20 protein-coding genes and 3 pseudogenes are annotated in these 21,892 nt (G+C 31.7%); 2 read left to right on the forward strand and 21 right to left on the reverse strand.

The genetic code is table 11. From position 1 onward, the window contains the following. Nucleotides 1–6 precede the first annotated feature (6 nt). The 21 genes and pseudogenes from AJN69_RS06710 to ileS form a co-directional block, all read right to left on the reverse strand. Entirely contained in the window at nt 7–858 is an 852-nt protein-coding gene (locus AJN69_RS06710; RefSeq protein ID WP_002861770.1) for an ATP-binding protein, read from the reverse strand. Between the two features lie 62 nt (nt 859–920). Next, nucleotides 921–1,190, reverse strand: coding sequence for a helix-turn-helix domain-containing protein (locus AJN69_RS10645; RefSeq protein ID WP_407918705.1), 270 nt, complete (start codon nt 1,188–1,190; stop codon nt 921–923). A 150-nt stretch (nt 1,191–1,340) separates the two neighbouring features. After that, nucleotides 1,341–1,810 (reverse strand): annotated as a pseudogene (locus tag AJN69_RS10650) (AraC family transcriptional regulator); the annotation flags it as partial. Further along, entirely contained in the window at nt 1,807–2,412 is a 606-nt protein-coding gene (locus AJN69_RS06720; protein ID WP_044780232.1) for a thiamine phosphate synthase, read from the reverse strand. The gene AJN69_RS06720 and the pseudogene AJN69_RS10650, both read right to left, overlap by 4 nt. Beyond that, on the reverse strand, nt 2,402–3,547 hold the full coding sequence (gene thiH, locus AJN69_RS06725) for a 2-iminoacetate synthase ThiH (protein WP_044780231.1): 1,146 nt from the start codon (nt 3,545–3,547) through the stop codon (nt 2,402–2,404). Before thiH ends, AJN69_RS06720 begins: the two co-directional genes overlap by 11 nt. A gap of 2 nt (nt 3,548–3,549) precedes the next feature. Further along, the gene (locus tag AJN69_RS06730; RefSeq protein ID WP_044780230.1) at nt 3,550–4,326 is read right to left on the reverse strand and encodes a thiazole synthase; all 777 of its coding nucleotides are present in this window, start codon (nt 4,324–4,326) and stop codon (nt 3,550–3,552) included. Nucleotides 4,327–4,328: 2 nt separating this feature from the next. Continuing rightward, on the reverse strand, nt 4,329–5,132 hold the full coding sequence (thiF, locus tag AJN69_RS06735) for a thiamine biosynthesis protein ThiF (protein ID WP_079396818.1): 804 nt from the start codon (nt 5,130–5,132) through the stop codon (nt 4,329–4,331). Next, nucleotides 5,129–5,320, reverse strand: coding sequence for a sulfur carrier protein ThiS (thiS, locus tag AJN69_RS06740; protein ID WP_070288231.1), 192 nt, complete (start codon nt 5,318–5,320; stop codon nt 5,129–5,131). The genes thiF and thiS overlap by 4 nt, the downstream gene beginning before the upstream one ends. Nucleotides 5,321–5,329: 9 nt before the next feature. Next, a complete protein-coding gene (dapE, locus tag AJN69_RS06745) occupies nt 5,330–6,427 on the reverse strand; it encodes a succinyl-diaminopimelate desuccinylase (protein WP_044780228.1) in 1,098 nt (365 codons plus the stop codon). A 3-nt stretch (nt 6,428–6,430) separates the two neighbouring features. Continuing rightward, the gene (locus AJN69_RS06750) at nt 6,431–7,030 is read right to left on the reverse strand and encodes a LysE family translocator (RefSeq protein ID WP_002861777.1); all 600 of its coding nucleotides are present in this window, start codon (nt 7,028–7,030) and stop codon (nt 6,431–6,433) included. Continuing rightward, a complete protein-coding gene (locus AJN69_RS06755) occupies nt 7,023–7,724 on the reverse strand; it encodes an NAD-dependent deacetylase (RefSeq protein ID WP_044780227.1) in 702 nt (233 codons plus the stop codon). Before AJN69_RS06755 ends, AJN69_RS06750 begins: the two co-directional genes overlap by 8 nt. Continuing rightward, entirely contained in the window at nt 7,721–9,931 is a 2,211-nt protein-coding gene (locus AJN69_RS06760; protein WP_074497703.1) for an endonuclease MutS2, read from the reverse strand. The genes AJN69_RS06755 and AJN69_RS06760 overlap by 4 nt, the downstream gene beginning before the upstream one ends. After that, nucleotides 9,921–10,271 carry a hypothetical protein gene (locus AJN69_RS06765; RefSeq protein WP_044780225.1) on the reverse strand — a complete coding sequence of 117 codons (351 nt, stop codon included), beginning with the start codon at nt 10,269–10,271 and terminating at the stop codon, nt 9,921–9,923. The genes AJN69_RS06760 and AJN69_RS06765 overlap by 11 nt, the downstream gene beginning before the upstream one ends. After that, nucleotides 10,264–11,562 carry a UDP-N-acetylmuramate--L-alanine ligase gene (gene murC, locus AJN69_RS06770; protein ID WP_074497705.1) on the reverse strand — a complete coding sequence of 433 codons (1,299 nt, stop codon included), beginning with the start codon at nt 11,560–11,562 and terminating at the stop codon, nt 10,264–10,266. The genes AJN69_RS06765 and murC overlap by 8 nt, the downstream gene beginning before the upstream one ends. A gap of 63 nt (nt 11,563–11,625) precedes the next feature. Further along, nucleotides 11,626–13,599, reverse strand: coding sequence for an LTA synthase family protein (locus tag AJN69_RS06775; protein WP_070288233.1), 1,974 nt, complete (start codon nt 13,597–13,599; stop codon nt 11,626–11,628). An 11-nt stretch (nt 13,600–13,610) separates the two neighbouring features. Beyond that, the gene (locus AJN69_RS06780; RefSeq protein ID WP_002853489.1) at nt 13,611–14,387 is read right to left on the reverse strand and encodes a carbon-nitrogen hydrolase family protein; all 777 of its coding nucleotides are present in this window, start codon (nt 14,385–14,387) and stop codon (nt 13,611–13,613) included. Further along, a complete protein-coding gene (gene xseB / locus AJN69_RS06785) occupies nt 14,380–14,553 on the reverse strand; it encodes an exodeoxyribonuclease VII small subunit (protein ID WP_002853034.1) in 174 nt (57 codons plus the stop codon). The genes AJN69_RS06780 and xseB overlap by 8 nt, the downstream gene beginning before the upstream one ends. After that, nucleotides 14,550–16,007, reverse strand: coding sequence for an IMP dehydrogenase (gene guaB / locus AJN69_RS06790; RefSeq protein ID WP_002870560.1), 1,458 nt, complete (start codon nt 16,005–16,007; stop codon nt 14,550–14,552). Before guaB ends, xseB begins: the two co-directional genes overlap by 4 nt. A gap of 9 nt (nt 16,008–16,016) precedes the next feature. Next, nucleotides 16,017–17,378 (reverse strand): Asp-tRNA(Asn)/Glu-tRNA(Gln) amidotransferase subunit GatA, encoded by a 1,362-nt coding sequence (gatA, locus tag AJN69_RS06795; RefSeq protein WP_044780222.1) that lies wholly within the window; start codon nt 17,376–17,378, stop codon nt 16,017–16,019. After that, nucleotides 17,375–17,486 (reverse strand): annotated as a pseudogene (locus tag AJN69_RS06800) (hypothetical protein). The gene gatA and the pseudogene AJN69_RS06800 overlap by 4 nt, the downstream one beginning before the upstream one ends. Further along, on the reverse strand, nt 17,486–20,233 hold the full coding sequence (ileS, locus tag AJN69_RS06805; protein WP_070288235.1) for an isoleucine--tRNA ligase: 2,748 nt from the start codon (nt 20,231–20,233) through the stop codon (nt 17,486–17,488). The pseudogene AJN69_RS06800 and the gene ileS overlap by 1 nt, the downstream one beginning before the upstream one ends. A 98-nt stretch (nt 20,234–20,331) precedes the next feature. Between ileS and AJN69_RS06810 the strand changes: the two genes are divergently transcribed. Both AJN69_RS06810 and AJN69_RS06815 read left to right on the forward strand, forming a co-directional pair. Further along, the gene (locus AJN69_RS06810) at nt 20,332–21,420 is read left to right on the forward strand and encodes a CinA family protein (RefSeq protein WP_044780219.1); all 1,089 of its coding nucleotides are present in this window, start codon (nt 20,332–20,334) and stop codon (nt 21,418–21,420) included. An 11-nt stretch (nt 21,421–21,431) separates the two neighbouring features. Continuing rightward, nucleotides 21,432–21,858 (forward strand): annotated as a pseudogene (locus AJN69_RS06815) (GNAT family N-acetyltransferase). The last annotated feature ends 34 nt before the right edge of the window (nt 21,859–21,892 follow it).

Raw genomic sequence — 21,892 nt, forward strand, 5'->3', positions numbered from 1 at the left:
AAAGCCTTATTTGTTAAGTTCTACTTTGAATATTTTACCTTCTGCCATCTTAGGAATCCATAAAATATTACCTTCAATAAATATATCTGCAGGACCTTTCATCAAAGGAAATTCAAGTTTTACAGATTTAACATTATCTAAATTATAAATATATCCATTTAGATTATTTCCCCAAGAACTTACCAATAAACCATCTTTATAAGGAACTATTCCATCATAAGATTCTTTTTCATTTTTAATTATACTGAGTTCTTTTGTATTTAAATCATAAGCCATTACAACACCGCCACTTACACCATCAGGATGATAACCAGCTATAAAAAGCTTATGTTTTTTTCTATCTAGATATAACCCATTTGGACCACCAAATTTTACTAAATCAAGTTTTAATAATTCATCATATTGCTTAGTTTTTAAATCAACCTTTAAAATAAGTCCTGTGCCAGTATCGCTAACCAAAAGCGTATTGTCGTCTAATTTTTCTATGTCATTTAAAAAGATTGCACCTTTAATAGGTAAATTAAAAATTTCTTTTTTAGTTTTAAGATCAAAACCGCGTAAAACATCGATATCTACCACATAAAGAGTTTTTCCAATCTCCATCATGCCTTTTGGTGCATTAAGATGGGTTAAAAATTTATATTCTAGCACTTTGCCATTTTTATCAAGCTTAGAAATAAATCCATCATTATCTTTCGCCAAAGGTTCAAGTTTTTCTCCTACATTAGATACATAAACATAGTTTTTATCTACAAAAATACTTTCAGGGCTTTTAAAACCATCAAATTCTTGATATTTTAATTCACTTGCACCAAGCAAACTTCCAAGAAGCGCTAAACTTAAAACATATTTTTTCATATTTTCTCCTTTATTTAAAAATATTTTCATTGAATTATATTTATTTAGATAAAAAAAATGTGCTAGTTTTTTGATAAAAAATACAAGTTTTTTGTTTTTTGATATTGCTTAGGAGTTTGCTCATATTTCTCTTTAAATCTTTCAATAAACCAAGCTACTGAAGAAAAAGCGCACTCATTAGCTATTTCATTGATATTTTTTTTAGAAAATTTAAGTAAAATCTTTGCTTTTTGCAATCTTTTTTCATCTAACCATTTTTTAGGACTTTGTCCAAAACATTTCTTAAATTCTTTAGAAAAAGTTGCTAAATCTAATTTCGCAAAATTAGACATTTCATTTACGCTTAAAAATTCTCTACCACAATACTCAAAAAGTTGGGAAAGATCAAGGCGAAATTCTTTTAAAATTCCTGATAAAAAACTAATAAAATAAATATTCTTATTTAAAAGCAAATGTAAAAAAATCTCTTCAAATTTCAAACTCACTATAGGATCTAAAATTTGCGTATTTTCTTCAAAATGCGGTGAAAAACTTTCGAAAATTCCTTGCAAAATCTTATCATTTTTTACCCAAAAAATTTCATAGTTTTGAAACTTTTGATCTAGTTTAAAAAAATCTTTATACTTATAAATAAGCTCAATTAAAAATGCATTGTCAAAAAAAATAAATAAGCTTCATAAACTCCTTTACTAAGTCCTACATTGCTTAAAGTATAGCTCCCAGCTTTTAAAAACAAAGTTTCATAAGAGTTAATCTTATAATCTTTTGATGCAGTGTGTAAAATTTTATATCCTTTGCGAACAAAAGTTAAAAGATGACTTCCTATATTAACAAAAGTAGAATGCGAAGTATCCGTTTGTGTATATTTAGCAAAAGTGCAAGATTTAATTTTTTTATAATTGACACCTTTTAATTGCTTTAAATCTTCTGGTAAAGAAAGAATTTTATTCATCGTAAATTTTGCCTACATTCTAAAAGATACTTTTTAAGATCTTTTTCTTTCATTAAAATTTCACGCATACAAACACCTGCTATATTTATATCTTTAAAATTTTCTATATTTTGAGCATTGATACCGCCTATGGCATAAAGTGGAATTTGACTAAATTCAAGTAAGGATTTTAAAAAATCAAGCCCTTTAGGTTCTAAACCCACCTTGCAAGAACTTTCAAAAATATGTCCTACAAAAGCATAATTTACCTTATAGCTCATCGCCTCTAAAAGCTCTTCTTTACTATGAACTGAAGTGCCAAGTATATGAAAATATTTTATTAATTTAGGCTCTTTTCTTAGCAAAGAAAGCGGCGCGTGAAAATAATGATGCCCTAATTTTAAACAAACCTTATCAAAAGAATGTAAAAAACAAGTCACTTTTTGCTTTGTACAAATGCTTAAAACTTCTTTTGCTAAGTCATAGTATTCAAATTCACTTAAATCTTTTTCTCTTAAAACTATAGCATCTACCTTAGCCTTAGAAAGTTTTTCAATCTGCTTTAAGAAGTCTATTTGCACACATTTTCTATCGCTTATGGCGATGATTTTTTTATCCCACATAAATGCTATCACTCATCACAGCTTGCAAATTTGATCTTTTAAGCATGCTTAAAATTTCATCTACACTCCTATCATCTGAAATTTCAAACTGCTCATCACCCTTTTTCTCGCCCTTATGCTCACCTATACCCACACTTACTCCTGCACTCATTTTAGTAGCGCCAAGCTTGATAACCTCATCTCTAAAACCTATTCTTTCACGACTTGAAATGGTAATGCCCGCAAAAGGTAAAAAAAGTCTATAAGCACAAAGTACTTGCAAAAGGCGTTTTTCACTCACATCTTTAGGATGGATTTTGGCATTATTGATAATAGGTCTTAAACGTGGTACTGAAATAGAAATTTCAGCATGCGGATAAGCTTGTTGTAAAAAATGTGCATGAAGTGCCGTAGCAAGAGCGTCTTTTCTAAAATCATCTATACCCAAAAGTGCCCCAAAAGCCACTCCACGCATACCCGCTTTTAAAGCTCTTTCTTGAGCATTAAAGCGATAAGGAAAAATGCGTTTTTCGCCAGCTAAATGAATTTTAGAATATTTTAAAGGATTATAAGTTTCTTGAAAAACAGTCACATAATCACAACCCTTTTCATGCAAAATTTTATATTCTTCTTCATTCATAGGATAAATTTCAACACCTACAACCTTAAAATACTCTCTAGCTATCTTGCAAGCATTTGCTATATATTCTACACTTGCAAACTCCCTACCCTCGCCTGTTAACATTAAAATTTCTTCTAAACCACTTTTAGCAATGGCTTGCATTTCTTCGTGAATTTCAGCTTCATTTAGCTTAGCTCTTGCGATTTTATTGCCTTTTTGAAAACCACAATAAACACATTTAGAATTACAATAATTTGACAAATAAAGCGGAGTAAAAAGAGAGATAGAATTTCCAAAATATTTTTGCTTGACTTTAGCGGATTTAAAGGCTAATTCTTCTATGAAATCTTCTGCCGCACTTGAAAGCAAGGCTTTTAAATGCTCTATGCTTAAATGTGTTTGATTTAAAGCATTGTTAACATCTTTGGCACTAAATTGACTCTCATCATAGCTTTGAACTTGAGTTAAAACCTTGTTTAAAATTTCGCTTTTTATTTCCTGCATGTGAGGTAAATGCCGCATATAATCTTGCATGATTAATCCCTTAAAAAGCCTGTTAATGGAGAACTTGCTTTAGCCTCGCTCACACTTGCCAAACCTGCTAAAAAAGCCGCTCTTCCTCCATTTACCGCCAAAGAAAAAGCTCTAGCCATTAAAGCTATATCTTTAGCTTCAGCTATGGCTGTATTTACCATCACCGCACTTACTCCCATTTGCATAGCTTCACAAGCTTGCGCAGGACTTCCAATACCCGCATCTACAATAATAGGCAAATCAATTTCATTAAGCAAAATTTGTATAAATTCCTTAGCACATAAGCCTTTATTGCTCCCAATAGGTGCTGCCAAAGGCATGATAGCCGCAGCTCCTGCATCACGCATAGCTCTAGCTGCGTAAAGATCAGCATGCATGTAAGGTAAAGGCGTAAAGCCCTCTTTAGCTAAAAGCTCGCAAGCTTTAATCGTTTCATAATTATCAGGCAACAAATACCTACTATCACTTATCACTTCTATCTTGATAAGTTCTCCGCAACCAAGCTCTCTTGAAAGCCTTGCAATACGTAAGGCTTCATCGGCGTTTCTTGCGCCTGAAGTGTTGGGTAAAAGTGTGATATTTTTAGGGATATAATCAAGTATATTAGCAATTTCCCCTGTATTTGCACGGCGTAAGGCTAGAGTGATAATCTGCGCTTTAGCTTCTTCTATGGCTGATTTTATAAGCTCTAGCGAATATTTTCCAGAACCTAAAATAAATCTTGAATCAAACTCGTATTTGCCTATTTTTAATTTATCATTTTTTAAATTTTCTTGCATTTTTACTCCTTATTTGCTAAAAGCTCTAAAACAAGGTTACTTTGATGTCCTGCGCAAATATTTACCCTTGGCGCCATAAGTCCATTTCCTAGCTTAGCACCATTTACCAAATCCCCACATACATAGAAATTTTTAGCAATTTTTCTTGTTTGTATGCTGTTGCTATCGCCATAACCCGCAAGTCCTGAAGCACAGATTAAAATACTATCTTTGTAAAATCTATGAAAATTTTGTGCTATCATCGCTTTTGCGATAGCACTATCAAAGGCTTCACAAACTATATCTATATCTTTAAACAAAGACTTTAAATTATCCTCATCGATTTTTAAAGTGCAAATTTCAACGCTAATATAAGGGTTAATCTCGCTAATTTGCTCTTTTAAAGCTTCGGTTTTAAATTTACCCAAATCACTCACACGATAAGCTTGACGATTCAAATTACTAGGCTCAATCACATCAAAATCAATCAGCTTTAAAAACCCCACACCGCTTCTTGCTAAATTTATCGCTATATGCGATCCAAGTCCGCCCAAACCACAAACTGCCACACGTCCATTTTTAAGCTTGTCGTGAAGTTTTGGAGTGTGTCTTGCTCTCATCATAGCGTCTAGCGCATCTTTTGGAGGTAAAGTATTTCTTTCTATACAAAAAAGCTCATCATCTTCGTTTAAAGCGATATTCTCTTTTGTTGCAAAACCATTGATAATCCATACATCGTTTTCATTTTTGCTGATATTATCAAAAAATTCCAAACTTGTTTTAAAGTCTGTATCAAGTTCTTTGCCATTAAATTTCACTCTCATCATCCACCCCCTACAAAACTTACGATTTCGGCTTTATCATTTTCTTTTAAAATCAAATTTTCAAACTCACTTTTTGGCATGATTTCTCCATTTAATTCTAAAGCAATAAGTTCGATTTTAAAACCTTTTTCTTTGATAAAATCCATAAATTTAAGCTCTTTAAAATCAAGTTTTTCTCCGTTAATGATCATTTTAAACCTTTAAAAATTCTCTATCAAATCCCTAAAAACAAGGCAAAGTTTTTCAAATTCTTCTATGCTTACTCTTTCATCAATAGCGTGAATTCTATCATTACAAACCCCAAATTCCACTACTTTTACACCATATTTTGCAAAATACCTTGCATCACTTGTGCCGCCTTTAGTATTAAGCTCTGGCACTTCATGAGTGATTTTTTGAACGCTTTCATTCATTTTTTGAACGATTTTATTATCGATATTTGTCAAAAAAGCTTCGCTTGATTGTTTTAGCTCTAACTCATAGTTTAAACCATGACAAATTTTTTCTACATAGCTTTTTACATCTTCTAAGCTTGTATCAGGGGAATTGCGAACATTAAACATAAGTTTTAAATCATTTGGCGTAACATTACATACCCCCATACCTCCACGAATATCAGTAATAACGATTTTTGAAGGACTAAATTCAGCACTTCCAGGATCAAGATCAAAACCCGCTAAAAGCTTTAAAACTGGCGCAAAATCATGCACAGGATTGATACATTTTTCAGGATAAGCAACATGCCCTTGTTTTCCACGGATTAAAAGCTTTCCATTGATAGAACCACGACGCCCTATTTTGATACTATCGCCGATTTTTTTAACACAGGTTGGCTCTGCAACCACGGCATAATCAGGTAGCATATCTCTTTCTTGCATCCATTCTAAAACAGCCTTAGTTCCATATATAGCTTCGCCTTCTTCATCACTTGTTAAAATAAGACTCAGTCTAGCTCCTTTAAAATCCGCATTCTTTAGAGCATCTACAAAAGCCGCTACTCCGCTTTTCATATCTTGAGCACCCCTTGCATAGATAAAGCCTTCTTTTTCCATAGGCACGAAAGCATCGCTACTCCAACCCTCACCTGCAGGCACCACATCTACATGCCCACCAAAAGCTAAATGCTCACCCTCATCTTTAAATTTTTTAGTGAGTAAAAGGTTTTTAATGCCTTCTTTTTCTATGAAAAAAGCTTCAAAATCACTCAGTTCCATAGCGATAAAATTTAAAGCTCCATCATCATTTGGCGTAACAGATTTAAATTTTAAAAGTTCGATTAAAAATTCTTTTGCATTCATTTTTTATCCTAAGAAAGTTTTATATAATAAATTAAGAGCAAAATACTCTATAATTATAGCTGAAATTATATTGATTATAAAAACAACTTTTGCACTAAAAACATGACTATATCTTGCCACCACAAAGGCTAAAGCACTTACCCAAAAAAGTATAGCCACAACAAGCCCTAAAGTCATCAAATAAGCATGATCGCTGCTTAAAACCACACTTGCAGCACTAAGCCAAAATCCTATCACAAAAGGATTTGAACCATTTAAAAAAGCTCCTTTAATATAACTTTTCAAAAGACTTTCTTTAAATTCTTTATGCTCTAAATTTAAGCTTTCTTTCTTTTTTCTTAGCATCAAATACGCCATATAAGTTAAAAAACAAAAACCAAAAATCGCCAAAGAACGCATAAAAATAACATTGTCTAAAAAATTTAAAAGCCCAAATTGAAGCAAAAAAAGATAAAGCATATCTATACTAAATGCTCCAAGTCCTACAGCTATGGAATTTTTAAAAGCTTTTAGTGCATAAGTTAAAATCAAAATATTTACAGGTCCAAAAGGCACACTCACTCCAAAGCCCAAAAAAACTCCACTTAAAAAAGAATCAAACATTACCATCTTTCATAAAATTTTCTATATCAAGTGCGATTTTATCAATAGCGCTTATAATATCTTCTATATAGATTTTATCAAAATACCGCTCTAAATTTGCATCTTTTTCGTAGATATTTAAAATACTTTTTTCGCACATTGAAGCATAACGCCCTACAGGCAAAACCGCCCCACTTGTGCCTACGCTGATAAAAAGCGAAGTTTGATTTAACAAAGAATAAAGCGTAGCATAAGCAGGAGCTTGCTCTTCAAACATGACTATATTGTGTCTTAAATTCTTGCTTTTGCATTTTGGGCATTGTTTATCTGTGATTTTTTCATAGCCTATATTAAAAATTTCTTCGCATTTTAAGCAGCGAAGTTCAGGCAAAAAGCCATGCAAATGAATCACATCTTTACACCCTGCACGCTCTAGCAAATCATCTACATTTTGCGTGATGACAAAAAGATTTTTACCCCATTTTTCTTTTAATTGTGCGATTTTTTCATGAGCGTGATTTGGCTTTACATTTTGAAGTTGTGCCCTTCTTGCATCGTAAAAATCAAGTACTTTTTTAGGATTTTTTCTAAAACCTGTTGCGGAGCAAACCTCCATCACATCGTATTCTTCCCAAAGTCCATCATTATCTCTAAAAGTTTTAAGCCCACTTGGAGCAGACAAACCCGCTCCGCTTAATATCATAATGTTTTTCATAATCTCACCACCTTAGCACCAAAGCCACCTTGATTGATCGGTGCGTCATTAAAGCCTTTGACACTTTTGTGAGTTTTTAAAAACTCTCTTACCGCAAAGGCAAGCTTTCCTGTGCCTATGCCATGATAGATCAAAACCTCATCAAATCCTGCAAGCAAAGCATCTGAAATAAATTTATCAAGCCTTGAAATAGCCTCATCACTCCTAAGCCCGTGCAAATCCAAGCTAACGCTAAGATTAGTCGGTTTTGCAACACTAATGCTTGTTTTTGGACTTATTTTAGGTGTAGGAGTGCTTTTTTTAAGCAGTTTTAAAGGCACACGAAGTTTGATCCCATCGCTTTCAACCATAGCATCGTTTTTAGAAATGCTTATGATTTTACCCTTAATTTTTTCATATTTTACAAAATCCCCCACATGCAATTCTTCGTTTTGCTCCATACTTGGCAAAATGATTTCTTTTTTAAGCTCATTGGCTTTATTAAGACTTCTTTGCTTATCTTTTGTGTCTTTAAGCTGTATAGTTTTTTTAGCTTCTTCTATGGCTTTGTGAAATTTAAATTCTAAATTTCTCAAACTCGTACGAAATTCTTGTTCATTTTTTTCTTTTTGATCTTTTAAAGAAAGTAAAATTTCATCGACTTTTTGCTCTTTTTTCTCGACATTTTCAAGCTTAGCTTTTAGTTCTAATTCAAGATTGATATTTTTACCCACAAGCTCTTCTAAATTTTCTTTATCCTCGCCATAAAGCTTTTTAGCCTCGCTAACTAAATTCGGCGGAATCTGATAACGCAAAGCGGTTTCAAAGGCATAAGATTTTCCTATAGTACCTTTTAAAAACTCATATTTTGGGCGTGAAAGCTCTTCATCATATAGAGCAGCGATGAGTTCAACTTGCTCATTCTTTGCTAAAAGCATGGCAAGGCGTTTGTGGTGCGTGGTGATGATGATTTTAAGATTATTAGCTATGAGTTTTGAAATTAACACACTATACAAACAAGCTGCTTCTTCAAAATCTGTTCCAAGCTCTATTTCATCGATACCTAAAAGCAAATTTTTCTTAGAAAAAAGCCTGGAAAAGTGCAACATTCTTCCTGCAAAAGTTGAAATGTCGTTTTTAACATTTTGCGGATCTTCTATGATGGCATCAAATTCTTTAAAAGTACCGATTTTACTTTCACTTGCTTTTATATGCATAGGCAAAAGATGTTTAGCTAAAAATGCTGCGCTTAGCATGGATTTTAAAAGCATGGATTTTCCGCCTGCATTTACCCCTGTGATGATTAAAACTTGTTTTTTAAATTCCAAACTCACGCTTTTTGGATTTTTTAAGGCAGGATGGGCGAAATTTTTAAGCACTAAATCCGTACTTTGATCGCACAAAATAAATTCAAAATCCCTTTTTTTAGCAAGCAAAACCCTAGCACTATAATGATCAAAAAGATCAAAGGCTGTATTGATAAATTTTAAAAAAGGTAGGTTTTTTGCTAAAAAAGCTGAGAAATTTTTAGCGTATTCATAATAAATTTCTTCTTTTTGATTTTTGATTTTTTCTATATCATTTTGCAAATTTTCAACACTTAAAGGCACGATATAAAAGCCGCCACTACTACTCCTGCCTATGATTTTTGCTTTAATAGCATGATTAAACCCACCTCTTACAAGCAAGGCTTCAAGATTGTTTATAAGATGGATTTGTGTATCGATAAGATAAGGCATCAAAGCTTTTGTGTAGCAAAATTTCTTAAACTCAGCTATTATGCTTTCATTTTTTAATCTTAAAGCAGTATTAAGATTTACAAGTCTTTCATCTAAACTTTCTTTTAACTCCCCTTTTTCATCGAAATTCAAACAAAGCTCCAAAGCCCCGCTAACAAATTCTATCTTTTGTAGCCAAGAGTCTAAATTTGTTCCTAGTTTTATTTTTTTTAACTTTTCAAAATAACGAAAAATTTTTACAAATTCAAAAATTTCATCTAAATGTAAAATTCCTTGCTTGCTTAAATGAACTAAGGCTTTATCAAGATTGCTAAGCTCTGGCATAGTAGGAAATTCCACCTCGCAAAGCTCATGTATGCGTTTAAAATGAAGATTAGAATCTCCTTGTAAAAAAATCTCCTTATCTCTTGCAAAAAGGGCTTTAAACTCTTCTAAATAGCTGTTTAAATCAAGCTTTGAGATCAATTCTTCTTTTGTATCATTCATCATTTAACCTACAATCTTTAATATCTATGATTAAAGAATTAAAACTTTGATTATTATCCTTTGAAATAAAACTTCCTGTACCAAATTCATAATTAAAATACGCCTTAGAAACATTGATATCTTTACATAAAATATTTTTATTTTGATTAAAAGCTACGATAATATCTGTTCTTAAATGACTTTTTTGCGTATTTTCAAATTCAAAAAATACCGCTAAAACAATAAAAATCACAAGCAAAATACCAAAAAAAGGTTTAGTTTTTTTGCCTAATTTTTCACGCAAAGCAAAAGTGATTAAGGTTAAAATTAAGATGATTAAAAGATATAAAAAAAATCTACTCATTCTTTTGCCTTAATTTATTACTGATATCTCCTGCACCAAAACCTATAATAAGCCCTTCTTCAAAAACCTGCCCCTTAGAAGCCACCAAAAATTTACCCTCTCTTTTAATATCTTCTACAAATAAAGCCTTAGGAAAAACTACCTTTAAATCAAGCTCTATAGGTTCTTCTCCTGCAGCATAAACAGGTAAAATTACAAGCTCATCAACACCTTCAAAAGCCGTTGCAAATTCCTTTAAATTTGCAGCTAAACGCGTGTAGCGGTGGGGTTCAAAGATAGCTGTGATTTTTTTATATCCGCCTAATTTTGCGTATTCTTGTGCTGCACTTAAAGTCGCTTTTATTTCGGTTGGATGATGACCATAATCATCGATTAAAACCAAATTTTCATCAGTATGTAAAATATCAAAACGCTTTTTAATACCTTGATAATTTTTAAGCCTAGTTCTTATCGTTTCTATATCTAAAAAATTTAAAGCCGCCAAAATCGCCAAAGACGCATCAAGAGCTAAATGATATCCCATACCAAAAACTTTAAACTCACCTAAATCTTTTAACTCAAAACTTGTAAAAGGTTTGAAATTTTCTATACACATGGTGCAGTTTTTGATATCTTTACTTGGATAAAGCTTGATTGACTCATTTTTATAATTTTTCAAAAACTCATCTTCAGCATTAATCACGCGAATTTTAGCCACATCTAAAAACTGCGTATAAGCATGATGGAGTTTTGAAACTTCATTGCCATAATGATCTAAATGCTCTGCTTCCGCATTGGTAACTATAGCCAAATAAGGATTTGAATTTAAAAAAGAACTATCGCTCTCATCAGCTTCAAAAACAAGGTTTTGACTTTCTTTATAAATCATATTTGAACCAAATTCTTTTAAAATCGCTCCGATAATCACAGAAGCATCATCAAGCAAAGAAGCTAAAATACTTGAAGTTGTGCTTTTTCCATGTGCTCCTGCAACTGCAAAAACACGTTTATCTTCTAAAATAAGAGGTAAGGCTTCCTTGCGTGAAAGGCATTTAATGCCTAATTCTTTAGCATGTTTAAATTCAGGATTTTCTTCTTTGATAGCGGCAGAATAAATAACTAAATCTTTGTTTAAAATATTGTCTTTATGATGAGGGATACTGACCTTAACCCCTTCTTTTTCTAGTTCTTTAGTGATTTTACTCTCTTTAAGATCACTTCCGCTAATCTTAAAACCTTTTTCTTTTAAAAATCTTGCTAAAGCGGAAATTCCTATACCGCCTATGCCGATAAAATGGATATTTTGCATCATTTAAACCTTTATACTTTAAAGGCTAAATTTTAGCACTTTTTTACTAAAAAGAAAATATAAATCCTATTTTGAAATGCCTAAACGCTCGGCTAATTGATATAAATTTAACTCTCTATAAAATTTATCAAAGTCTTTAGTATAACCATCAAGGTTAAAAGCTTTATTCATATCTTTTAAAGTATCATTACTTTCAAAATAGTACCCTTTACCGCCACTATAAATACCTTTTTTATCAATCCATACAGCATCGTTGATCCCAAATTCTAATTTCTCATCACTTGGCCTTGCTAACATATTTCTTCCGCCTACGCTTAAATACTTAACATTATTTAAACTTAAAGCATAAAGAGTTGGAAAAATATCTTTATGAGATCCTACACGATCTTTATCATAATAAATATTATCTTGTAAATCCTTAGGAATATAAAGATAAAAAGGTACACTATAAGCAAAAGCTTTTTGGGAATTTAAATCTATACTCATTTCGCGTACTCTATGATCTCCAGTTGCTGCTATAATAACACTATTCTTGAATGGACTTTGTTTTACTTTATCTAGAAATTTTCCAAATTCATTATTTGCATAAGTATAAGCTTTGATAATATTATCTTGTTTATCTTTTTCATAAGGAAGCATATTAAGTAAAGTTTGCGGAATGTTTTGTAATTTTGGCAAATCATTTTGTGGAATTTTATAAGGTGGATGATTAGAAATAGTAAGAGCAATTATAAGGGTGTTGTGTAGATTTTTTTGAAGCAAGTCATAAACTTTTTTATATAAAAACTCATCAGCTACCCCATAACCATTTTCACTATCTTTTGCTCCATTATATTCTTTCATTAAAATATTTTCATCTATAATCTCATCTACTCCCAAAATACTGAGATAATTTTTAATATTTTGCCAAGATCCATTACCTGCACTTACAAAAATCACCTTATATCCTGCTTTCTTATAAACAGCAATAGGTGTTAAATCCAAATAAGTTTTCTGAAATTTGCTTGTAGAAATATTAGAAAATGGACTTACAAAAAATAAGTTTGCAAAACTTGGTATAGTTCCATTACTAGAACTCAAAAAGCGTTTGAATAAAAAATCTTGCTTAAAATGTTTATCTAACGAACCTAAAAAATTATGTTCTGTATTTGCAAAATCAGCCAAATTAAGCCCAAAACTTTCCATTAAGTTAACAAATACACTAGGATGATTCTTTTCAGCTTTTAGATTTATAGGACTTTGATGCAAATAATCAAAAAGTTTTTCTTTAAGTTCTTGTGCTTTCAAAGGTGTGATAACCTTCAAAGCCGCTTCTTCTTTATATTGTTTTAAAGCCCAAGAAAATGCCATAATTGGATTTAACATTGTATCATTTACAACACTATATTCACTAAAAGAATAATTTTGCACATTTATAGCCACATGCTTAAAGGGACCCCTTAAGGCTATAACATAAACAATAATTAATATTAAATTTAAAGCTATTAAGGGAAATAATCTTAAATTAACAGGTTTTAGCTTTAAATTTAATATTTTCAAATTTAAAAAAAATACAAAAACTCCAAAAATCAACATTAAAGCTAAAATTTTTAAAATTGGATAATCATGATAAATAATACTTAAAATAGTTTTTGTATTATCATCTTTTAGAGTAAACATAAAAATATCAAATTTAGTCTTGTAAATTTCGTAATAATAGTATTTTGCATAAGAAAATCCTATACAAAGACAAGAAAGAACAATTATATAAACGCTTGAAAAAATGAAATAAAAATTTTTACTATATATTACTAACTTATTATTTATTTTTATATTAGAAAAAATTAAACTTAAAAAACCACAAAGCAAGAATGGTAAAAACGCTGCGCTTAAAAATCTTATATCATGAAAAACACCCAAAAGATACATTAAAAAGATTTCATTTTTATCACTAATTAAACCTGTAGGGATGAAAGAATTTTGCATTAAAATACGATTAATGGCAAAAGTTACTATAAATAATACGCTAAAAATAAAAATTTGAAGTAAAATTTTTCTCATATTTACCTTCTTTAAAAATTCTTAAGAATTTTATCAAAACCCCAAAGTTTTCTTGCTTCATCACTTTTTTTAGGCTCTATAATAAGCATTTCTTCTTCAGAACCTAATTTACTTTCTATCTCGCCAAAAGCATTGATAAACAGAGTATCGCCGTAAAAATTCCACTCATCTTTTGTTTTGCCTATGCGATTTACTCTTAAAATGCTTGTAGAATTTAAAAAAGCTCTTGTTTTTAAAAGTTCTTCCCATCTTTGTTTACTTTCAAAGGTACAAGCACTAGGAACGATAACCAAATCAATTTTTTTCGCCATAATCTGTTGCCAAAAAATATCAAAATGCGTCTCAAAACCAAAAAGTAAAGCACATTTTAATTTTTCATAATTAAAAGTAAAAATTTTTAATTCTGATGGAGTTTTGTTGCTGAAAAATTTTTCTTCATTCCAATGTTCATAAGGCATTAAAATTTGCTGTTCATAACTTTTAACACCATTTGGAGTCACTTTTAAGCAAAGTTTTTTATAACTTTTAGCTTCAACGCTTACATAAGGAGCGATGATTTCTAATTCGTATTTTTTAGCAAGTTTAATCAAGCTTTCTTTTTTAGCTTCACTTTGTTCTTTTATCATATTTTTTGGCATATGCAAAAGTTCTGTAAAAAAACTGTTGATCACATATTCGCCCAAAACTACTAAATTTGCCCCATTGTCTTTTGAAGCTTTGAGATAATAATCAAGCCTTGATTCACTTAAAGCTAAAGTTGGAAACTGTAAAGCCGCTATTTTACTCATCGATTTGCTCCACTTCTAATTTTGCTTTTTCAAGCTCAAGTCTTGCTTTTTTGATACTTTCTAAACCCTCTTTGTAAATTTTTACACTTTCATCTAAGGCAAGCTCTTGATTGTTTAATTTTTCCAAAGATTCATTAGCGTGTTTTAAATTTTCTTCAAAACTCATTGATGATTGACCTTGTAATTTGGTGCTTCATGAGTGATAGTAACATCATGTACATGACTTTCTTTAAGCCCTGCAGTAGTGATTTCAACAAATTCAGCTCTTTTTTGAAAATCTTCTATATCTTTAGCCCCAACATAACCCATAGAAGAACGCAAACCTCCTAAAAGTTGATGCACCACGCTTCTTATACTTCCCACATAAGGAACACGCCCTTCTATACCTTCAGGAACAAGTTTATCTTGAGCGGTACCTTGCTGAAAGTATCTATCCGAACTTCCCTTTTGCATAGCCCCAAGCGAACCCATACCACGATAAGACTTATATTGTCTTCCTTGATAAGTAAAAAGCTCTCCTGGACTTTCATCCGTTCCAGCTAAAAGCGATCCTATCATAACAGAACTCGCACCCACAGCTAAAGCTTTTGCAATATCACCTGAATATTTAATCCCGCCATCAGCTATCACAGGAACGCCAAATTTATTTGCTTCTTCCACGCACTCATCAATGGCCGAAATTTGAGGCACACCCACACCTGAAACAATACGCGTAGTACAAATACTTCCTGGCCCAATACCTACTTTAACCGCATCTACTCCTGCTTCACAAAGTGCTTTTGCTGCGGCTGCAGTAGCGATATTTCCTGCGATAAGATCTAAATTTGGATATTTAGTTTTAATTGCTTTTATCGTATCAATAATACCCTTAGAATGTCCATGCGCAGAATCAAGCACAACAACATCAACGCCTGCTTCAACTAAAGCATCCACACGATCCATTTGCCCTACTCCTATAGCCGCACCCACGCGTAATCTTCCAAAATTATCTTTATTGGCATCAGGATATTCTTTGCGTTTTTTAAGATCTTTTATAGTGATAAGTCCTTCCAAGCGTCCTTGTTCATCAACTATAGGAAGTTTTTCTACTTTGTTGGTGCTGAAAATTTTTTCTGCATCATCTAAAGTACAACCCTTTGGAGCAGTAATTAAAGGCATTTTAGTCATAACATTTTCAACCAAATTTGAAAAATCACTCTCAAATCTTAAATCACGATTGGTAAGTATGCCTATTAGTTTCTTATCTTCATCTACTACAGGAACACCTGAAATTCTATACTCTGCCATAATTTCTAAAGCTTCCGCAACACTTGCTTTAGGACTTACAAAAATAGGATCGATAATCACTCCGCTTTCGCTTTTTTTCACTCTTTTTACTTCTCTAACTTGTGAAGCTATATCCATATTTTTATGAATCACTCCAAGTCCTCCAAGTCTTGCCATCATGATAGCAGCTCTGTGTTCGGTAACGGTATCCATAGCCGCAGAGATTAAAGGCATATTTAAAGTGATATTTTTTGTTAGTTTAGTGTGAATTTTTACTTCCTTAGGTAGAACTTCAGAATACCCAGGACGCAGTAATACATCTTCAAAAGTTAAAGCTCTTTTTACAATTTTCATCTTTCATCCTTAATTTTTAATCATTTGTTCTAAACTTAAAGCCCCATCTAACAAGGTTTGTTCATCATAAGCTTTGCAAATCAGTTGTGCTGATATATTAAGCCCTTCTTTATCTTTTGCAACAGGCACACTAATGCCTCCAAGTCCTGCTAAATTTACAGAGATAGTATAAACATCTTCTAAATAAGTTTGCATAGGGCTTTTTTGAGTATCAAATTTAAAAGCCGTTGTAGGAGTTACAGGCATAAAAATAAGATCACAATCTTGCAAAATTTCTTCATATTTTGCCTTGATAAAAGCTCGAGCTTTTTGTGCTTTGATATAATACGCATCATAATATCCACTGCTTAAAACAAAAGTTCCTAACAAAATTCTTCTTTTTACTTCTTCGCCAAAACCTTCACTGCGTGTATTTATATACATTTCTTTTAAATTTTGGATATTTTCAGAACGCTTGCCATAACGCACCCCATCATAACGACTTAAATTTGCACTTGCTTCAGCTGTTGCGATGATATAATACGCTGCGATATCAAACTTAGAATCAAGCAAATTTTTATATACAATCTCATGTCCATTAGCTTTTAATATATCTATGGTTTTTAAAAGTGCGTTTTTTACTTCGCTATCTGCATCATTGACATAATTTTCAATCACTGCGATTTTTAATTTTTTATTTGCATTTAAATTTGAAGTGGTTTTGATAAACTCGATATTTGCACTCGTGCTATCCATTTTATCATATCCTGCGATCGCATCATATAAAATTGCCGCATCTTCTACATTTTGCGTTAAAACCCCGATTTGATCCAAACTTGAAGAATAAGAAGCCAAACCATAGCGACTCACTCTTCCATAACTCGGTTTAAATCCTACACAACCACAAAAAGCCGCAGGTTGGCGTACAGATCCACCTGTATCAGAACCTAAACTTGCTAAAGCCAAGCCACCCGCTACCGCAGCAGCACTTCCACCACTTGACCCACCTGGAACACGCTCAAAATTTAAAGGATTTAAAGTTTTTCCATAACAAGAACTCGCTGTTGAACTTCCCATAGCAAATTCATCCATATTGCAACGCCCAAAAGGAGAAAAACCATTAGCTTTTAAATTAACAATCGCACTTGCATCATAAGGAGCAATATAACCTTGTAAAATCTTACTCGCACTAGTAAGCTCCCAGCCCTTTACGCTGATATTATCTTTTATAGCTACAGGCACACCTTCACCTGAAACGCTTAAGTCTTTATCTAAAAATTGTTCAATATAAGCACCTAATTTTTTTTCTTTTTTTGCTTTTTCATTGAGTTCTTTTTTTAAATTTTCAAGTTCTTCTTTGGAGTATTTTAAAGCTTCTTTTAAAGTTATCATTTATTTTCCTTTGTTTTTTTTGATCAAAAATACTGCTAAAGCACTAAAAGCCAAAACCACCGCTATAGTTGCAATGATAATACTATTTGGAATCGGATTTTCTAACATTAAACCCCTTTTAAAACTTCTTCACATCTTAAACAAGGTGTTTCTTCATTTTTACTTTGAAGTTTCCAACATCTTGGACATTTACAAAGCGAAGATTTGGTGATTTTAAATTTCTCATTCTCTACTTCAAATTCAGCTAAAATTTCTTCATTTTCATTGCTGATTTGACTCACCATAAACCAATCGGCTAATTCCTCATTTGGGAATTTATTAAAACTAATGTTTAAATTTAATTCCAAGGTGGATTTAATGATTTTATCTTTTTTAAGCATATCAATTTGTTCAAAAAATTTCTCTCTAGCACTCATTAAAAATGTATCATCTATACCAAAATCATAATCAAAATCCTGAGTTAAACTCAAATCAAATACATCTTTTGCATCGCCTTTGATTAAAACATTAGCATGTTCTAAAGCCTCATCTACACTATAGCTTAAATTTGGAGCAAGTAAATTTAAAAGTTCTTTTGCTATCAAAGCCATAGCCACTTGAGCAGATTTTCTTCTTTGAGCATTTTCACTATCACAATAAAGTCTATCTTTACTGATATCAAGATAAATCCCACTTAAATCCGCACTTAAGAAATTTAAAAGCAAACTAAAACCTTTAGCAAATTCATAAGCAAAAAATGCTTCTTTACTTGCTTTAAAAACTTTGGTTGCACGACTTAATATCCATTTATCAATAAAACTAAATTCTTTAACTTCTAAATCTTTTAAGTCATTTGTATTGGCAAGTAAAAATCTTATAGTATTTCTTATTTTGCGGTATTGTTCACCCACTTGTTTTAAGATATTGTCTGAAATTTTTAAATCACTTGAATAATCACTTAAAAGTATCCAAAGTCTTAAAATTTCAACTCCATAGGTTTTTACTACATATTCAGGAGCAATCACATTGCCTTTAGATTTAGACATTTTTTGCCCTTTTTCATCCGTAGTAAAACCATGAGTTAAAATACTTTCATAAGGCGCGCTTTCATTGATCGCTGTACCTACAAGCAAAGAGCTTTGAAACCAACCCCGATGTTGATCGCTTCCTTCTAAATACATACTTGCTCTTTTTTCTCCTGCGTCATAAAGTCCGCTATTTAAAACCGCATTAAAAGTACTTCCACTATCAAACCAAACATCTAAAATATCATATACTTTTTCTAAATTTTCAGCTTTATATTTTGAATTTTCAGGAATTAAATCTTTGATTTCAAACTCCCACCACGCATCAGCACCGTGTTTTTCAAAAATAGCTGCTACAAAGTCAAAAAGTTCATCATCAAAAATCACTTCTTTAGTGTTTTTATCTCTAAAAAAGGCTATAGGCGTTCCCCAGTCCCTTTGTCTTGAAATACACCAATCTGGGCGATTTTCCACCATAGAACCTATTCTTTTTACTCCGCTTTGCGGATAAAAGGTTGTTTTTAAAAGTTGTTCTTTTGCACACTCTCTTAAAGTTTTTCCTTGAAGTTTTGGTTCATCCATTAAAATAAACCATTGTTTAGTAGCTCTATAAATCACAGGCTTATGCGTTCTCCAACAAAATGGATAAGAGTGTATAAATTTAGAAGAATGTAAAAGTTTTTCGCCTAAAAGTTCTAAAATTTTTTCATTGGCCTTAAAAATATGAAGACCTATAAACTCTTCAAGCAAATGAGAAGGCAAAAGCCCTTTAGCTCTTAAAGTTTCATCATAACATCCGCTATCATCAACAGGCATTAAAACCTCAATGTCATATTTCAAACAAGCATAGTAATCATCTTCGCCATGTCCTGGTGCAGTATGTACAAGTCCACTTCCACCATCCATCAATACATGCTCGCCCATAATTAAAACAGATTTTCTTCCATTTAAAGGATTGATAGCTTCAAGTTTTTCAAATTCTTTTGCGTTTAATTCTTTTTGAATTTCTCCACTTGTAAGCCCTTTTTCTACCATACTTTTAAGTAAAGCACTTGCAAAAATCAAACCTTCTTTGGTGATCACATAATTTTCATTAGGATTTAAAGCTATAGCTTGATTAGCCACCAAAGTCCAAGGCGTAGTTGTCCATATCACTGCACTTGCTTTTGATACGCCTAATTTTTCGCAAGCTTTTGCATCTAAATCAAAAGCCACAAAGATAGAATAATCTTCTTTATCTTGATACTCTACTTCAGCTTCTGCTAAAGCTGACTTTGCCGCCCAACTCCAAAAAACAGGTTTGGAACGCTCACAAAGTAAGCCTTTTTTAGCAATCTCGCATAAAGTTCTATAAATCGCTGCTTCAAACTCAAATTTCATAGTCAAATAAGGCTTATCCCAATCTGCAATAATGCCTAAATTTTTAAATTCTTCTCTTTGGATATCTGCAAATTCACTCGCATGTTGTCTGCAAAACTCACGAATTTCTTTCTTGCTTAAGCTTTTTTTCTTTTCTCCAAGCTTTACTTCTACTTGTTGTTCTATAGGTAAACCGTGACAATCCCACCCTGGAGTAAAACGCACACTCTCACCTTTAAAATAATGCGTTTTTATAATAGTTTCTTTTAAAATTTTATTTAAAGCATGTCCTATATGAATATGTCCGTTAGCATAAGGGGGGCCATCGTGCAAGGTAAAACTTTTTTTCGCATTTTTGCGATTTTCTTTCATTTTTTCATAAGCATAATTTTGATCAAACCATTTTTTAAATCTTTGCGGTTCAAGTTCCGCTAAATTCGCCCGCATAGCAAAAGTAGTGCTGGGCAAAAGTAGAGTTTCTTTGTAGTCCATTTTTTCCACCTAATTTTTAATAATCTTAAATTCTACTCAAATTAGCTTTAATTTCTACTTTGTTTTTGGCTATAATTATAAGAAAAAAAGGAAAATTTATGAAACATTTGCTTTATCTTATAGGAGATGAGCTTACTATAAACGAAAAATTCAAAAATTATATTTATAGAACTTATGAAGAAAAATTTAAAGAAATTAACGAAATTCGCATACAAAATAAAACCGATAAAGATTTACCCTTTTTGCTTGAAAACCTCTTAAATCAGTATGATTTTATCACTTTATTTACAAGCCCTTTGCATTATGCGACTGTTGCTAAAATTTTAGCAACTTTAAATGATGATAATCTTATCTTAAAAGATGATACCTTGGTTCCAGATAAAGCAGAATTTAGTAAAAATAGCTTTGTGTGTAATTTTTCAAATTCAAAAATCAATGTCGTTAAAATAAATCCAAGTGAAAAATTACCTGATCTTCTTGGGCATATAAAATTAAATTTTGCATATTTTTGCATTTTTGGCATGGATGATGAAAGCGCTATATTACTACTGCAAACCCTAACAAAATCTTATGAGATAAGTATAAAATCAACCAAGCTTTTAGATAATCTTGTGCTTATTAAGGCCACTTGCGCTAATTTTGGAAAACTTGATGGTTTTTTAAATAGCGTAAAAAATCTTTTTGGACAAAAGGTGTTTTTAGGTAAAGATCCTATACATTTTATAAGCTCTAAACTTTTAGAAAAAAAATTAAAAATTTCTTTTGCTGAAAGTTGCACAGGTGGACTTTGTGCAAGCACCTTAACCAAAATTTCAGGTGTAAGTGAAATTTTTGAAGGATCTATTGTAAGTTATTCCAACCGCATCAAACACGAATGGCTTGGAATTAGCGAAAGCGTCTTAGAAAATAATGGCGAATACAGCGAACGTTGTGTTTATTTTATGCTAAAAGGTATTTTTAAAACAGCTAATCCTGATTTTGCCTTAGCTATTAGCGGAGTAGTTGGCGAAAAAGATGAGGGAAAAATAAAATCAGGCACTATTTATATAGGTGCAATGTTTAGAGATGGAACTTTTATCCAAGAAACGCTTTATTTAGATGGAGATCGTGAATTTATGCAAGAACAAGCTGTTTTGGCAACTTTTTGCCTACTTTTAAAATTAAAACCTGAGATTTTTGAAATTTAAGGGATTTAAAAATGAAAGAAATTAAGCTAAAAGAAGACTTGGAAAAAATTTATCCCTTGATAAAACAATTAAGAAATAACCTATCTTTGAAAGATTTTTTAGACAAAATCCAACTTGCTACACAAACTCAACATTATAAACTTTTTGCCTATGAAAATGAGAGAAATTACAAAGCAGCTTGCGGGGTCATACCCTTTAATCTACTTTATCATAATCATTGTCTTTATATTTGTGATTTTGTCGTAGATGAAACTTTAAGAGGAAAAGGTATAGGTCAAGCTTTTTTGAAAAAAATCCAAATTTGGGCAAAAGATCAAGGATATGAAGAATTAGAACTAAGTTCAAGTTTTTTTTAGAACACAAGCTCATGAATTTTATATCCAAAAAATGGGTTTTGAAAAATCCGGTTTTGTTTTTAAGAAAAATATCAAACTATAATATTTCTGATTAAGCTTTGCATTTTATAATTAAT

Source organism: Campylobacter sp. BCW_4338 (assembly GCF_001763255.1).
GTDB classification, from domain to species: domain Bacteria; phylum Campylobacterota; class Campylobacteria; order Campylobacterales; family Campylobacteraceae; genus Campylobacter_D; species Campylobacter_D jejuni.

Excerpts from the sequence above, each read along its gene's own strand:
- AJN69_RS06730 (WP_044780230.1), bottom strand. The coding sequence starts at position 4,326 with ATGCAAGAAAATTTAAAAAATGATAAATTAAAAATAGGCAAATACGAG.
- AJN69_RS06760 (WP_074497703.1), bottom strand. The coding sequence starts at position 9,931 with ATGATGAATGATACAAAAGAAGAATTGATCTCAAAGCTTGATTTAAAC.
- AJN69_RS10645 (WP_407918705.1), bottom strand. The coding sequence starts at position 1,190 with ATGTCTAATTTTGCGAAATTAGATTTAGCAACTTTTTCTAAAGAATTT.
- AJN69_RS06780 (WP_002853489.1), bottom strand. The coding sequence starts at position 14,387 with ATGAGTAAAATAGCGGCTTTACAGTTTCCAACTTTAGCTTTAAGTGAA.
- gatA (WP_044780222.1), bottom strand. The coding sequence starts at position 17,378 with ATGATAACTTTAAAAGAAGCTTTAAAATACTCCAAAGAAGAACTTGAA.
- AJN69_RS06775 (WP_070288233.1), bottom strand. The coding sequence starts at position 13,599 with ATGAGAAAAATTTTACTTCAAATTTTTATTTTTAGCGTATTATTTATA.
- dapE (WP_044780228.1), bottom strand. The coding sequence starts at position 6,427 with ATGAATGCAAAAGAATTTTTAATCGAACTTTTAAAATTTAAATCTGTT.
- thiH (WP_044780231.1), bottom strand. The coding sequence starts at position 3,547 with ATGCAAGATTATATGCGGCATTTACCTCACATGCAGGAAATAAAAAGC.
- thiF (WP_079396818.1), bottom strand. The coding sequence starts at position 5,132 with ATGATGAGAGTGAAATTTAATGGCAAAGAACTTGATACAGACTTTAAA.
- xseB (WP_002853034.1), bottom strand. The coding sequence starts at position 14,553 with ATGAGTTTTGAAGAAAATTTAAAACACGCTAATGAATCTTTGGAAAAA.
- ileS (WP_070288235.1), bottom strand. The coding sequence starts at position 20,233 with ATGGACTACAAAGAAACTCTACTTTTGCCCAGCACTACTTTTGCTATG.
- AJN69_RS06710 (WP_002861770.1), bottom strand. The coding sequence starts at position 858 with ATGAAAAAATATGTTTTAAGTTTAGCGCTTCTTGGAAGTTTGCTTGGT.
- AJN69_RS06750 (WP_002861777.1), bottom strand. The coding sequence starts at position 7,030 with ATGTTTGATTCTTTTTTAAGTGGAGTTTTTTTGGGCTTTGGAGTGAGT.
- thiS (WP_070288231.1), bottom strand. The coding sequence starts at position 5,320 with ATGATCATTAACGGAGAAAAACTTGATTTTAAAGAGCTTAAATTTATG.
- AJN69_RS06720 (WP_044780232.1), bottom strand. The coding sequence starts at position 2,412 with ATGTGGGATAAAAAAATCATCGCCATAAGCGATAGAAAATGTGTGCAA.
- murC (WP_074497705.1), bottom strand. The coding sequence starts at position 11,562 with ATGATGCAAAATATCCATTTTATCGGCATAGGCGGTATAGGAATTTCC.
- AJN69_RS06755 (WP_044780227.1), bottom strand. The coding sequence starts at position 7,724 with ATGAAAAACATTATGATATTAAGCGGAGCGGGTTTGTCTGCTCCAAGT.
- AJN69_RS06765 (WP_044780225.1), bottom strand. The coding sequence starts at position 10,271 with ATGAGTAGATTTTTTTTATATCTTTTAATCATCTTAATTTTAACCTTA.
- AJN69_RS06810 (WP_044780219.1), top strand. The coding sequence starts at position 20,332 with ATGAAACATTTGCTTTATCTTATAGGAGATGAGCTTACTATAAACGAA.
- guaB (WP_002870560.1), bottom strand. The coding sequence starts at position 16,007 with ATGAAAATTGTAAAAAGAGCTTTAACTTTTGAAGATGTATTACTGCGT.